The following is a 14,066-nucleotide window of genomic DNA, read 5'->3' as shown; positions in this document are numbered from 1 at the left end:
AAGGGGGGAATTCAAATGTTTAAGCGGTTTGTGTTTGTATTAGTATTTGCGGTTTCGGCATTTGGCTTGAATGGGCAGGCCCCGGCAAACCCCCAGGACTTAAGCGTCGCGAAATCGCTCGAGAATACTTTCTCCGAAGTGGCGGATAAGGCCGGCGTGGCCGTCGTCTCCATCTCGACTGTCCATATGGCAAAGATGGGCGGCGGACAGGGCCCGATGGGCAACGACGAGATGTTCCGCCAGTTCTTCAAGGACTTCTTCGGGGATATCCCGGAGCGCGAGTTCCAGCAGCGCGGGCTCGGTTCCGGATTCGTGATCGACGCTGACGGTTATATCCTCACTAACCAGCATGTCATCTCCGGCGCCGATAAGATCGAGGTCACTTTATCAGACGGCAGGAAATTTCCCGCAAAGGTAAAAGGCCAGGACCAGAGGGCCGACCTCGCGGTATTGAAGATAAACGCCAAGAACCTCAAGGCCCTCGAGTTGGACGATTCAGACAACGTGAGGATCGGCCAATTCGCGATAGCGGTCGGCAATCCGTTCGGCATAGCAGGTAAGCCGACGCTTACGGTAGGAGTGATAAGCGCGCTCAACCGTTCCCTTCCAAGAACGCACGGAGATAAGGATTATTCCGACCTCATACAGACCGACGCGGCGATAAACCCGGGAAACAGCGGCGGCCCGTTGGTAGATATCGAAGGGAAGGTCATAGGGATCAATGTGGCGATAATATCCACGACAGGAGGTTACCAGGGCATAGGGTTCGCCATCCCGATAAATACTGCGAAACGCGTGTTAAGCGACCTCATCTCGGGCAGGAAAGTCCTTTACGGCTGGCTCGGCGTGAACGTGCAGGACCTCGATGAGGACCTCGCGAAACAATTCGGCCTTACTGAAACAAAGGGCGTCCTGATTGCCAGGATACTTCCCGGCAGCCCGGCAGAGAAAGGCAAGATGAAGAACGGGGATATCATTAAGACGTTCGACGGCAAACCGGTCGAGAATGTCCGCGAGTTATTGAAGCTCGTAGGAAGGGCCCCGATAGGAAAGAAGGTAAAGGTCGTCGTCCTCAGGGACAAGAGAGATGTCGCGCTTGATATTGAGATCGCGCAGAGGCCGGAAGAGCTTAAAGAATATGCCGAAGCAGAATTGGGTAACTGGCGCGGACTGGAAGCCCAGGAGTTGACGCCCGCGAGCTCACAGAAATATAAGGTTTCCGAGAAGGGCGTCGTAGTGACGAATGTAGAGCCGGGCAGCCCGTCGGACGAAGCCGGCCTTAGGCGCGGCGACGTTATCCTGGAAATAAATAAAAAACCTATAAAGAACATTAAAGACTACGATGACGCGGTAAAATCGGTAAAGGGCGATGCGCTTGTCCTTACCTCGCGCGGATACGCCGTGGTCAAAGAAGAAGCGAAAGAGGAACATAAAGAAAACGGACAAAAATAAAGTCGAGGCGGACGAAGAGGCATTGCAGAAGGCGAAGGCGGATGCCTTAAGGTTATTAAGGTTCCGTCCCCGCAGCGTCAAGGAGATGGCCCAGCGGCTCAAGCAGAAGGGCCATCGCGGCTTTATGATAGCCCGGGTCATAGACGAGTTGATAGAAAAAAAGTCTCTGGACGACAGGGTCTTCTGCAGGCTTTGGATCGGCGACAGGATGCATATCAAGCCGGCCGGCAGGAACCTCATCACCAGAGAGCTTAAAGCCAAGGGCGTGGATGACGAGACCATATGCGCGGCATTCGGCGAACTAAACGGCTCGTTCAACGAATATGAGATAGCGATGCCTTTGGTGCGCGGGAAGATGGCGCACATGAAAGGGATCGAAAAAGAAAAGGCGAAGAAGAAGCTCCTCGATTTCCTGGGCAGGCGCGGGTTCTCCTATAACACGATATGGAAGATAATCAAAGAAAATTATGACTACGGACCAACTGAGGAGTAAATTCCTCTCATTTTTCGCCTCGAAAGGCCATCCTGTCATCCCGTCAGACTCGTTAGTCCCGAAGGACGACCCGTCGCTGCTATTTACCGGCGCCGGGATGAACCAGCTCAAGGATTATTTCCTCGGCAAGCGCAAGGATATGAAACGGGCGGCGAGCTGCCAGAAGTGCATGAGGACCGGCGACCTCGATAATGTCGGCAAGACCCCGTCGCACCATTCCTTCTTCGAGATGCTCGGCAATTTCTCTTTCGGCGATTACTTCAAGGAAGAGGCGATCGCCTGGGCCTGGGAATTCCTTACAAAAGAGCTCGGGATGAAAGAGAAGGACCTTTGGGTCTCGGTCTATAAGGATGACGACGAGGCCTATAAGATATGGTCGGAGAGGATAAAAGTCCCTAAGGAAAAAATCACAAGATTCGGCGCGCATGATAATTTCTGGCCGGCGAACGCGCCTGAGGACGGGCCGAACGGGCCGTGCGGCCCATGTTCCGAGATATATGTCGACCGGGGCGAGAAGTACGGCTGCGGGGATCCCAAATGCGGGCCGGGCTGCGGCAAGTGCAAGAGATACGTGGAGGTATGGAACCTCGTCTTCACGCAGTTCAACCGCGTAGGGGTGAACAAGCTCGAGCCGCTGCCCAGTAAAAATATAGACACAGGCATGGGGCTTGAGCGCCTAGCTTCTGTCATACAAGGCGTCGAGACGAATTTTGAAACAGATATTTTCATGCCAATAATAAAAGCAATATTAGAATTGATAGAAGACGATGATCGGAAATTATATGCATTGGATGAAGATGGTAAAAAACACATAAATGCAATTGCCGATCACATTAGGGCGACAGTATTCTGTATTGCTGATGGCGTTTTACCATCTAATACAGGAAGAGGTTATGTTGTTAAGCACCTTATAAGACGGTCTCTAGTGCATGGGAAATTTTTTGATATTAACAAGCCCTTTTTGTATAAATTAGTTGATCCTGTTGTAAGAGTGATGAAAGGCGGTTATTCTGAAATAGAATCGCGTAGGGAAAATATCAGTTTAATTATAAAATCAGAAGAAGAAAAGTTTTATGTAATAAGTAATGAATTATGGGAACATTTAAAGATACAGGCAACGATCCTAAAGAAAAACTGTAAAGATACTATTCCTGGCGATATGATTTTTTATTTTCATGATACAAAGGGATTATCAATCGAGTTAATGAAAGAATATGCTGCAGATTGGCAGCTTAAACTGGACTTAGAAGGTTATGAGAAGTTAATGGAAGAGCAGCGCAAGAAATCCCGCGGCGCGACAAAACTCTCCGGAGATATATTCGCGGAGACGCTGACAGCCGCGGTCTTGGGCTCCGGCGTAAGGTCTGAATTCATAGGATATGATAAATTAGAATCCAGCGCGGCCATAAAAGCCATAATAATAGATAATAAACCGGCCAATGAAGTGACCGGTCCTTCGGAGTTCGCTGTCATACTCGATGTTACGCCTTTTTACGGTGAGACCGGCGGCCAGGTCGGAGACACAGGGGTACTCGAAAACAATGATTTTAAGGCCGATGTTTTAGATACAAAACTGATAGAAAAGATACCGGTGCATATCTGCAGGCTCGAAAAAGGGCGTGCAAAGACGGGCGACAAGGTAAATGCGAAGGTCGACATCCACCGCCGGATGGCCATTGCCAGGCACCATACGGCCACGCATTTGCTGCAGGCGGCGTTAAGGAAAGTGCTTGGGGCGCATGTCAACCAGTCGGGTTCTCTCGTCGCGCCGGAGAGGTTGAGGTTCGATTTCACGCATTTCAAGGGCCTAACAGGGGAAGAACTTGAGGCGGCCGAGAGTCTGGTCAATGATTATATCAGGCGCAACGCTCCGCTCAAGGTAAAAGAGATGGACCTTGAGGAAGCAAAGAAGTCCGGAGCGACCGCCTTATTCGGGGAAAAATACGACAGGAACGTGCGCGTAGTGAGCGTCGAGGATATCTCCAGGGAGTTATGCGGAGGGACGCACCTGAATGCCACCGGCGAGATAGGGCTATTCAAGATAACCGGCGAGTCGTCTGTCGCGGCAGGGATACGCAGGATAGAGGCGATCGCGGGAGAAGCCGCTTACAATAAAATAAAGGAATCCGAAAGCGACCTGAAGGCCGTGGCCGAGATGCTTAAGGTAAAGCCGGAAAACCTGCCCGCGCAGATAGAAAAACTGGCGGACCGGGTAAAAGACCTCGAAAAGAAGCTCAAGAATTACGAGGCGGCCAACATTTCGGAGAAGGCGAAAGACCTTGTTTCGAAGAAGGAATTATTGGATAATAGTATCACCCTTATCGCCAGGAGAATGGACGGCTGCGCTCCCGATACTCTCGTGAGCCTCACCGACGCCATAAAGACTGTCCTGAAAGAGAAAGCAGTATCCATATTGCTCGGCGCGTATGATGAAAAGGCTTTTATAGTCGTAGGAATGTCCCGGGACCTGGCCAAGTCAGGCCTCGATTCGCGCGCGGTCATTAAATATATATCAAAGATAATCTTAGGCGGCGGCGGGGGAAGGCCAGACCTTGCCCAGGCCGGAGGCAAGGATATCTCAAAGCTTGATGAGGCACTGAAGGCCGGCATCGCGGCGGTAAAGGAACTTAAAATATGAAAGTAATAAAACTTTACAGCAAGGAATTCGAGAAACTCTGCAACAGGTATAACAACCGCAAGAAACGCGTCACCGAGTGCGTCAACAGGATAATAGAGGACGTCAAGGCGAACGGCGACGACGCGGTCATAAAGTACACGCGCAAGTTCGACAAGGTAAAACTATCTGCCAGGCAGCTAAAGGTCACCGAGAGCGAAGCGAGCGGCGCATTCCAGGATATCGACTCCGAATTCATATCCGAACTCAAGAATATCATCGATAACGTCACTAAATTTTATAAGAAACAGTTTAAAGGCAAGAAGTCGTGGAGGATCGTAGACGGAGACGGCGTGGTGCTTGGCGAGAAATACGCGCCTATCGAAAGGGTCGGTATATACGTCCCGGCCGGAACAGCCCCGCTTATATCTACGGTATACATGACAGTCCTGCCGGCGCAGGTGGCCGGCGTGAAATCCATCGTCCTCTGCACGCCCCCGAACCAGTATCAAAGCATCGACCCGCACATACTGGCGGTCGCGAACCTGCTTAAGGTCGACGAGATCTATAAGGTTGGCGGCGCCCAAGCGATAGCCGCGCTCGCCTTCGGCACGAAGACGATCCCGAAAGTCGACAAGATAGTCGGCCCGGGAAACGATTACGTCACCGAAGCGAAGCGTCAGGTCTTCGGTTATGTCGATATAGACATGATAGCCGGCCCGTCCGAGGTGGTCATCCTCGCGAACAGGTCGACGAACCCGCTTTTCGCGATAAAGGACCTCGAGGCGCAGAGCGAGCACTTCAAAGGACTGCCGATACTGGTGACGACATCCAAGCCGCTCGCGAAGACGCTCAAGAAAGAGGTCGCGAACGGTTATATAATCCTGGCGAAGAACCTCGATGAGGCGTGCGATATAGTCAACCGCCTTGCGCCGGAACACTTACAGATAATGGTCAAGAACCCGCAGAAGTGGCTTAAGAAGATACATAACGCAGGCGCCATATTCCTGGGCCAATATTCACCCACTGCCATAGGAGACTATGTTGCAGGGCCCAGCCATGTCCTGCCGACTAGCGGGACCGCGAGGTTCTTCTCCGGCCTCGGCGTGGAGGACTTTGTCAAGTCATCGCACATCATATCGTATTCGAAAAAAGCGTTGGAAAAAGCTAAGAAGTCCATCGAGAAGATATCGAAGCTCGAGGGGTTGAATAAGCACATGGAATCGATCAAAGTGAGGTTCTAGATGAAAAAAAGGACCGTAAAACACCGCAGGAAGACGACAGAGACGGACGTGAAAATAGAGCTCAACATCGACGGGAGCGGGAAATTCCGCGTCTATACCGGCGTCGGGTTCCTCGACCACATGCTTTCCCTGTTCGCCAGGCACGGTTGTTTCGACCTTAAGATCCTCGCGAAGGGCGACCTCGAGGTGGATATCCATCACACGAACGAAGACGTGGGTATAGCGCTCGGGGAGGCCTTCGCTAAGGCGCTCGGGAAGAAAAAAGGCATCCGCAGGTTCGGCTCGATGAACGTCGCGGTGCCTATGGAAGAGGCCCTCGCCCGCATCGCCCTGGATATAAGCGGCAGGCCTTCGCTTTATATGCGGTGCGTGGGGAAACCCGTACCGCCGACATATATCGACAGGCAGGGCTATTCCCTGAACAGCGCTAAACAATTCCTTGAGGCATTTGTAAGGAATTCGGGCATAAACCTGCACATCGAGTACCGCGGGGAGGACCTGCACCATGTCCTCGAGGCGATATTCAAGGCTTTAGGCCGGGCCCTGTGCGATGCGACAAGGGTGGACCCGCGCATCAAAGGGGTCCCGTCTACAAAAGGGAAGTTATGATGACGACCTCGCCAAATTATCTTCGGAATACCGGGATCGGCTTAATAGTATGAAACCCGGTATCGTCGTAGTCGATTACGGTATGGGCAACCTCCGCAGCGTCTCCAAGGCATTGGAGAAGGCCGGCACGCGGGTGATGATTTCAAGCAAACCCCGCGATATCCTGCGCGCTGATAAGGTGATCGTGCCCGGGGTCGGCGCGTTCAAAGACGCTATGGCGGAGCTCAAGTCGCGGCGCCTGATAGAGCCGATAAAGGAATTTATAGTCCGGGGAAAACCTTTCCTCGGACTATGCCTGGGGCTCCAGCTTATATTTTCCAAGAGCGAAGAAGGCGGCATAAGCAAAGGCCTGGACCTTTTAAAAGGCAAGGTCGTAAAGTTCAAGTCGAAGAGATTGAAGATACCGCATATGGGATGGAACCAATTAATGATAAAAGGGAATTGCCCGCTGCTTAAAGGCGTGCCCGAAGGCTCATATTTCTACTTCGTCCACTCTTATTACGCGGCGCCGGCGGATAAGAAATGCGTAGCTGCTTGGACAGACTACGGAGTCAAATTTCCGTCGGTGATCTGTTCGGATAATATTTACGCGACCCAGTTCCACCCGGAGAAAAGCCAGGAACTGGGCCTGAAAATATTGAGGAATTTCGAAAAGCTATGATAGTCATGCCTGCGGTAGACATAAGGGGCGGAAAGGTCGTAAGGCTTTTCAGGGGGGATTTCTCCAAGGAGACGGTCTATTCGAACGATCCTGTCAAGATGTCGTTGCGGTGGCAGAGCGAAGGCGCGAAACGCCTTCATTTGGTCGACCTTGACGGCGCGCTGGAGGGTAAATTAAAGAACCTCGACTGGATACGCAAGATCACCGCCTCGATCGACATCCCGGTTGAAGTCGGCGGCGGCATAAGGACCGAGGCGGACCTCCAAACGATAATCAGGGCCGGCGCCTCATACGCCATACTAGGCACCAAGGCCTGCGAGGACGAGGAGTTCCTTAAAAAAGCTGTGGACAAATACAAGGATAAAATAATCGTAAGCCTCGACGTAAAAGACGGGTTCCTTCAGACAAAAGGATGGGTCAACCCGACCGATATAAAAGCGGCTGATTTCGCGAAAAGGATAAAAACGCTAGGCGTGCAGGCGGTAGAATATACGGACATATCGCGGGACGGCACGCTCCAGGGGCCGGGTTTCGCGAATATCCTGGACTTCATAGGCAAGGTCAAGATCGATATGATCGTCTCCGGCGGCATCTCGAGCCTCGCCGACCTGAGGATCCTGAAGGAATATAACAAAAAAGAGATAATCGGCGTCATAGTCGGACGCGCGATTTATGACGGAAAGATACTATTAAAAGATGCCAATAAGATATGTTCATCCCGTTAAGTCTTCTCTAACGGGACTCGCAAAAAGGATAATACCCTGCCTCGACGTAAAGGACGGCCGCGTCGTAAAAGGCGTGAAATTCCTGAACCTGCGCGACGCGGGAGACCCGGTCACGAACGCGTCATTTTATGAAAAAGAGGGCGCTGACGAGCTGGTCTTCCTAGATATAACCGCCAGTTACGAGGACAGGGATATCATGCTCGAGGTCGTGAGGCGAACGGCTGAGAAGGTCTTTATGCCGCTTACCGTCGGCGGCGGGATAAGGAATATCGCCGACATACGCAACCTGTTAAAAGCCGGGGCGGATAAAGTTTCGATAAACACGGCAGCGGTGAATGATCCCGGGTTCATCTCCGGATCTTCCGGCAGGTTCGGCGACCAGTGTATAGTTGTAGCGATAGACGCAAAGCGCAAGGGAAAGAGCTGGGAAGTTTACACCCACGGCGGAAGGACGCCCACGGGAAAGGACGCCATCAAGTGGGCGAGAGAGGCCGAGAGGCGCGGCGCCGGCGAAATACTGTTGACCTCGATGGACCGCGACGGGACGAAGATAGGCTATGACCTGGAGCTCACCCGAGCCATATCCGGGGCGGTAGGAATACCCGTGATAGCCTCCGGCGGCGCGGGCACGCTCGAAGACCTTTACGACGGATTGACGAAGGGAAAGGCGGACGCGGTACTGGCCGCGTCGATATTCCATTTTAAGGAGTTTTCGATAAAGGAAGCAAAACAATACTTAAATAAAAAGGGAGTCGCTGTCAGGCTATAAATCCAAGAATCCCGCGCCTTCTTATTATTCGGCGCATTAAAGGTGCAATGGGTATTCTGCGAAAGGTGTAGAAAGGAAGGTGCGGGATGAATAAATTCATCTCCGGATTGAAATTCGACGGGAACGGGCTTATACCGGCCGTCGTACAGGACTACAAGAATAACGAGGTACTCATGGTGGCTTACATGAATGACGTCGCCGTGAAGAAGACTTTAGAGACGAAGAGGGCGCATTTCTATTCGCGGTCGAGGAAGAAATTGTGGTTGAAGGGCGAATCGTCCGGCCATGTCCAGAAAGTAAAGGAGATAAGGTTCGATTGCGACGCAGACTGCCTTCTCGTCAAGGTCGAACAGGTAGGCGGGGCCTGTCACACGGGCTACCGTTCGTGTTTTTACCGCAAGTTAAAAGACAGGAAAGGGAATACCGCCGTATCCGGCAAGAAGATATTCGACCCGGATAAGGTCTATAAAAAATAATGAGCTACACACCTTCAAAAGAGGAATTTATAAGGCTTGCCAAGAAAGGCAACCTGATACCCGTCTTTAAGGATATCACCGCGGACCTCGGGACGCCTGTCTCGGCCTTCATGAAGATCGACAATAGCGATTATTCGTTCCTGCTTGAATCGGTCGAGGGCGGGGAGAAGATAGCGAGGTTTTCGTTCCTTGGTTCGGGCCCGTCCCTGGTCTTCAAGAGTAAGGGGCGTAATATAGAGATGATCGAGGACGGGAAGACGAAGCGGTTTGCCGCATCAGGCGACCCTCTCGACGAGATGAAGAAGATCCTTGAGAGGTATAAATTTGTCCATACGGCAGGCCTCCCGCGTTTCTGCGGCGGGCTTGTCGGTTTCATGGGTTACGATATGGTGAGGTTCTTCGAGGAACTGCCTTCCAAAAATCCAGACGAACTGAAGGTCCCTGATTCGGTCTTTCTCCTGACCGACACGATATTGATATTCGACCACGTGAAACATAAGATAAAGGTCGTATCTAACGCGCACATCGAAGGGGATCCCTCAAAGGCGTATGGCAAGGCCATAAAAAAGATCGATAACCTGGTAAAGCTCCTGGACGCCCCGCTCGCCGTCAAGACAAACAGGGCCGCGAGGCCCAAAGATTTCCATCTGGATGTAGGATCAAATTTTACAAAACCAGGATTCGTCTCTATTGTTAAAAAAGCGAAGAGCTATATCAGGATAGGCGACATAATCCAGGTCGTCCCCTCCCAGAGGTTCAGCGCAAAAATAACCTCCTCGGGGATAGACCTCTACCGCGCGCTGCGGATGATAAATCCCTCTCCTTACATGTATTATCTCAAGTTAGGGGACCTGTCGCTGGTCGGCGCTTCGCCAGAGCTTATGGTAAGGAGCGAGGACGGGATAGTCAAACTGAGGCCGATAGCCGGCACAAGGCCCAGGGGCAGGGACGAAGAGGAAGAGAAACAGCTTGAAAAAAACCTCCTCTCCAGCGTAAAGGAGAGGGCGGAGCATATAATGCTCGTCGATCTCGGCCGCAACGATATCGGCCGCGTCTGCAGGTACGGGACGGTAAAGGTCTCAGAGCTTATGGTCATCGAAAAATATTCCCACGTGATGCACATAGTCAGCGAATGCACCGGGAAACTCAAACCCAATAAGGATATGTTCGACGTGATAAGGGCGACCTTCCCTGCCGGGACTGTCTCAGGCGCGCCGAAGGTCAGGGCGATGGAGATAATAGAGGAACTGGAGAATACGCGGCGCGGCCCGTATGCCGGGCTTGTCGGGTATTTCAGTTTTTCCGGGAATACCGACACCTGCATTAATATCAGGACGATCGTCAAAAAGGGCAACAATGCCTATGTCCAGGCCGGAGGCGGGATAGTCGCGGATTCGGACCCGGAAAAGGAATACCAGGAGACGGTAAATAAAGCCAGGGCGACCATGAAGGCGATCGAGGCCGCCGAAAAAGGGATTTAATGAGATGATCCTAATCATCGATAATTACGATTCGTTCACGTATAACCTCGTCCAGTACCTGGGCGAAATGGGCCAGGACCTTAAGGTCGTGAGGAATGACAAGATGACCCTGAAGAGCATAAAAGCGCTCCGCCCTAAAAAGATAGTCATCTCTCCGGGACCGGGATTCCCCAAAGACGCGGGCATCTCGAACGAGGTGATACGCGAGTTCGCCGGAAAAGTTCCTATCCTCGGCGTATGCCTGGGGCATCAATGCATAGGAGAGGTATTCGGAGGTAAAATAGTAAAGGGCGAGAGGCCGATGCACGGCAAAACCTCGAAGATATACCATAACGGCAAAGATATATTCAAGGGATTAAAGAACCCCTTTGACGCGACAAGGTACCATTCGCTCCTTGTGGAGCGTAAGTCTTTCCCGAAATCCCTCGAGATAACGGCAGAGACGAAAGAGAAAGAGATTATGGGGCTGAGGCACAAAAGATTCCCTGTCTGGGGCGTGCAGTTCCACCCGGAGTCGATTTTGACGGCCGACGGGAAAAGATTACTGAAGAATTTCCTGGAGCTAAAGAGATAATGATAAGGGAAGCGATAGCCAAATTAGTTAAATGCGAAGACCTTTCCAAGAACGAGATAGAGCTCGCGATGGAGGAGATGATGACAGGCCAAGCCCTGCCTTCGCAGATCGCCGCCTTCCTGACCGCTATGCGGATAAAGGGAGAGACGATCGAAGAGATAACCGGTGCGGCCGAGATCATGCGCAGGCACGCCACGAAAATAAAGACGAGGCACCCTGTCGTCCTCGATACGTGCGGGACCGGCGGCGACGAATGCCAGACATTTAACGTCTCGACGATAACGGCTTTCGTCACGGCAGGAGCCGGGGTGATCGTCGCCAAGCACGGCAACAGGAGCGTCTCTTCCAAATGCGGGAGCGCAGACCTGCTGAAGGCTCTGGGCGTAAATATCGACGCGGAGGAACATACGGTCTCGAAGTGCATAGATGAAGCCGGCATCGGGTTCCTCTTCGCGCCGGCGCTGCACAAGGCGATGCAATACGCAATAGGCCCGCGCAAGGAGATAGGCATAAGGACGATATTTAACATCCTGGGCCCGATGACCAACCCTGCCGGAGCCACAAACCAGTTATTGGGCGTATACGACCCGGGATTGACCGAACCCATCGCGAAGGCTCTCGGGAGATTGGGCTCAAAACACGCGCTCATCGTCAACGGGAAAGACGGGCTAGATGAAGTGACCACGACTGACAGGACACGGATATCCGAACTCAAAGACGGGAAAGTAAAGACCTACGAGATCTCTCCGCGGGATTTCGGGATAAAGAAGGCCAGGCCCGGGGACCTGAAAGGCGGGGAGCCCGCCGAGAACGCGAAGATAGCGATGGATATCCTGAGCGGCGAGAAAGGCCCTAAGTACGATATTGTTGTGTTAAACGCCGGCTGCGCCATATACGCGGCGGATAAGGCCTCGAGCATCAAAGAGGGCATAAAGTCAGCCGAAGAGTCGATAGAATCCGGGATGGCACTCGGGAAACTCCAGGAATTAAAGGAGGCGGCAAGCTCATGATAGGTCTCGAAGATATAATCGAACACAAGAAACACAAAATGGAAAAAGCGCAGGAAAGTTTGCCTCTCGACGAGATCGAGAGGACGGCTTCCCCTGTCAAGAACCGCGGCTTCAAGGCGGCTATCTCCAGGGGCGGCAGGATAAACCTGATCGCCGAATTGAAAAGGGCGTCGCCCTCGCACGGCGTAATAAGGCATGATTATGACCCGGAGGCGATCGCGAGGATATACAAGAAGAGCGGGGCGGCAGCGTTATCCGTCCTGACCGAGGATAAATATTTCCAGGGGAGCATGGACCATCTAAAAGCGGTAAGGCAGGCCGTTGACCTGCCTATCCTTCGTAAGGATTTTATCATATCCGAATACCAGATATATGAGACGGCAATAGCCGGCGCCGACGCGGTGCTCCTTATAGCCGCTGCGCTCGACAGGGGAATGCTTAAGGCGCTCTTCCATGAGGCCAAATCCCTCGGCATGGACGTGATCATAGAGGTCCACGACCAGCGCGACCTCGACAAGGCGCTAGGGATAGATGCGGATATAATCGGGATCAACAACCGGGACCTCAGAACCCTGGAGACTGACCTTAATATAACGCGCGAATTGATCGCGAAGGTTGCGCCCGGAAAGATAATCGTCTCGGAGAGCGGCGTCAGGGAACCGGAAGACGTGCAGTCCCTCGCTTCAATAGGAGTAAAAGCCGTACTTATCGGGGCTGTCTTCATGGAGGCAGACGACATCGGCGCAGAGGTAAAGAGGGTGATGGCTTGGTAAAAGTGAAGATCTGCGGAATAACCAATTATAAAGACGCCGCGGCGGCCTGCCGTTACGGGGCCGACGCCCTGGGTTTCGTCTTCGCTAAAAGCCGCCGGGGGATCACACCGAAGAAAGCGAAGGATATAATAATGAAATTGCCCCCATACGTAGCCGCGGTGGGGGTTTTTGTAGACGAAAAAAAAGGAAAAGTGCTTAAAATAGCCCGCGATTGCCGGCTCGACCTCCTCCAACTGCACGGGGACGAATCTCCGAACTATTGCAAAGGGCTCAATAAATACTATAAAATAATAAAAGCGGTCCGCGTCAGCGGCAGGGACAGCCTGAAAGGGTTGGGCAGGTACCCGGCCGACGCTTTCCTGCTCGATTCGTGCGTGAGGGGAAAGAGCGGTGGCACGGGCGTCAAATTCGATTGGTCCCTGGCCGTAAAAGCAAAAAGATCCGGGAAACCCGTGATCCTCGCGGGCGGACTCGACGCCGGCAACGTTAAGTCGGCGATAAATAAGGTAAGGCCTTACGCTGTGGATGCCTCGAGCAGGCTTGAGGCCGGCCCGGGCAGGAAGGACCACGGCCTGATGAAGAGTTTCATCGAAAAAGCGAAAGATATTAACTAGCGAAAGGATCCAACATGGCTTCCAACAAGAGGTTGCACCGCCGCCTGGCGCTGGACGTCGAGGTCAAGTGGCACCGAAAAAAGGATAAGTCCGCGAGCAGCAAGGCCTATCTTTTCAGGACGAAAAATTTCGCCCAGCACGGCCTCTTCCTCAAGACCAACAAGAAATTCAAGCTCGGGATGGACATGGACCTGGAGTTCTCACTGCCGACGGTCTCCCATCCCATAGACGTTACCGGGCGGGTGGCCTGGATAGCCGATAAGGACAAGAATCCCACGTATTATCCCGGCATCGGAGTAAGGTTCACGAAGATCGACACGGAAGAGAAGAAGGAACTGGTAAAGTTCCTGAACAGGAAGTTCAGGAACTACAAGGATGCCCAGGAACTCAAGAAGATGTACCTGACGCTGATAGACATGGGCGCGCGCCTGGTCGAGCTCGGGGAGAGGCATCCCGGTGCCATCTACTTCAAGAAGGCGGTCGATAACGCGATCAAAGAGATCTCCGAAGTCGCGCACCTGATAGATAAGGAAGTATCCGAGATAAAGAATCTTTAGGAGGTAGCTTAAAA

Annotated in this window: 15 protein-coding genes; all 15 read left to right on the top strand. The window is 52.5% G+C overall.

Annotated features, from left to right (window positions below; all coding sequences use genetic code 11):
• Nucleotides 1–15: 15 nt before the first annotated feature.
• The 15 genes from PHO67_01545 (at nucleotide 16) to PHO67_01475 (ending at nucleotide 14,052) form a co-directional block, all read left to right on the top strand.
• Nucleotides 16–1,452 carry a Do family serine endopeptidase gene (locus PHO67_01545; protein MDD5545831.1) on the top strand — a complete coding sequence of 479 codons (1,437 nt, stop codon included), beginning with the start codon at nucleotides 16–18 and terminating at the stop codon, nucleotides 1,450–1,452.
• Nucleotides 1,376–1,945, top strand: coding sequence for a regulatory protein RecX (locus PHO67_01540; GenBank protein ID MDD5545830.1), 570 nt, complete (start codon nucleotides 1,376–1,378; stop codon nucleotides 1,943–1,945). The genes PHO67_01545 and PHO67_01540 overlap by 77 nt, the downstream gene beginning before the upstream one ends.
• Nucleotides 1,920–4,583 (top strand): alanine--tRNA ligase, encoded by a 2,664-nt coding sequence (gene alaS / locus PHO67_01535; protein ID MDD5545829.1) that lies wholly within the window; start codon nucleotides 1,920–1,922, stop codon nucleotides 4,581–4,583. Before PHO67_01540 ends, alaS begins: the two co-directional genes overlap by 26 nt.
• Nucleotides 4,580–5,803, top strand: a complete 1,224-nt coding sequence (gene hisD, locus PHO67_01530) for a histidinol dehydrogenase (GenBank protein ID MDD5545828.1) — start codon at nucleotides 4,580–4,582, stop codon at nucleotides 5,801–5,803. Before alaS ends, hisD begins: the two co-directional genes overlap by 4 nt.
• Entirely contained in the window at nucleotides 5,804–6,412 is a 609-nt protein-coding gene (gene hisB, locus PHO67_01525) for an imidazoleglycerol-phosphate dehydratase HisB (GenBank protein MDD5545827.1), read from the top strand.
• Nucleotides 6,413–6,461: 49 nt separating this feature from the next.
• The gene (gene hisH, locus PHO67_01520) at nucleotides 6,462–7,073 is read left to right on the top strand and encodes an imidazole glycerol phosphate synthase subunit HisH (GenBank protein ID MDD5545826.1); all 612 of its coding nucleotides are present in this window, start codon (nucleotides 6,462–6,464) and stop codon (nucleotides 7,071–7,073) included.
• Nucleotides 7,070–7,798, top strand: coding sequence for a 1-(5-phosphoribosyl)-5-[(5-phosphoribosylamino)methylideneamino]imidazole-4-carboxamide isomerase (hisA, locus tag PHO67_01515; protein MDD5545825.1), 729 nt, complete (start codon nucleotides 7,070–7,072; stop codon nucleotides 7,796–7,798). Before hisH ends, hisA begins: the two co-directional genes overlap by 4 nt.
• Nucleotides 7,770–8,567 (top strand): imidazole glycerol phosphate synthase subunit HisF, encoded by a 798-nt coding sequence (gene hisF / locus PHO67_01510; protein MDD5545824.1) that lies wholly within the window; start codon nucleotides 7,770–7,772, stop codon nucleotides 8,565–8,567. Before hisA ends, hisF begins: the two co-directional genes overlap by 29 nt.
• A gap of 86 nt (nucleotides 8,568–8,653) precedes the next feature.
• Nucleotides 8,654–9,043 (top strand): phosphoribosyl-AMP cyclohydrolase, encoded by a 390-nt coding sequence (hisI, locus tag PHO67_01505; protein ID MDD5545823.1) that lies wholly within the window; start codon nucleotides 8,654–8,656, stop codon nucleotides 9,041–9,043.
• Nucleotides 9,043–10,524, top strand: a complete 1,482-nt coding sequence (gene trpE, locus PHO67_01500; protein MDD5545822.1) for an anthranilate synthase component I — start codon at nucleotides 9,043–9,045, stop codon at nucleotides 10,522–10,524. The genes hisI and trpE overlap by 1 nt, the downstream gene beginning before the upstream one ends.
• Nucleotides 10,525–10,528: 4 nt before the next feature.
• The gene (locus PHO67_01495; protein ID MDD5545821.1) at nucleotides 10,529–11,098 is read left to right on the top strand and encodes an aminodeoxychorismate/anthranilate synthase component II; all 570 of its coding nucleotides are present in this window, start codon (nucleotides 10,529–10,531) and stop codon (nucleotides 11,096–11,098) included.
• Entirely contained in the window at nucleotides 11,098–12,108 is a 1,011-nt protein-coding gene (trpD, locus tag PHO67_01490) for an anthranilate phosphoribosyltransferase (protein MDD5545820.1), read from the top strand. Before PHO67_01495 ends, trpD begins: the two co-directional genes overlap by 1 nt.
• On the top strand, nucleotides 12,105–12,881 hold the full coding sequence (gene trpC, locus PHO67_01485) for an indole-3-glycerol phosphate synthase TrpC (protein MDD5545819.1): 777 nt from the start codon (nucleotides 12,105–12,107) through the stop codon (nucleotides 12,879–12,881). Before trpD ends, trpC begins: the two co-directional genes overlap by 4 nt.
• A complete protein-coding gene (locus PHO67_01480; protein MDD5545818.1) occupies nucleotides 12,875–13,495 on the top strand; it encodes a phosphoribosylanthranilate isomerase in 621 nt (206 codons plus the stop codon). The genes trpC and PHO67_01480 overlap by 7 nt, the downstream gene beginning before the upstream one ends.
• 14 nt (nucleotides 13,496–13,509) lie before the next feature.
• Nucleotides 13,510–14,052, top strand: coding sequence for a PilZ domain-containing protein (locus PHO67_01475; protein MDD5545817.1), 543 nt, complete (start codon nucleotides 13,510–13,512; stop codon nucleotides 14,050–14,052).
• Nucleotides 14,053–14,066 lie beyond the last annotated feature (14 nt).

The organism is Candidatus Omnitrophota bacterium (assembly GCA_028716565.1).
Taxonomy (GTDB): domain Bacteria; phylum Omnitrophota; class Gorgyraeia; order Pluralincolimonadales; family Pluralincolimonadaceae; genus Pluralincolimonas.
Note: the sequence above shows the minus strand (reverse complement) of the source record. Positions and strands in the feature narration are given on the sequence as shown.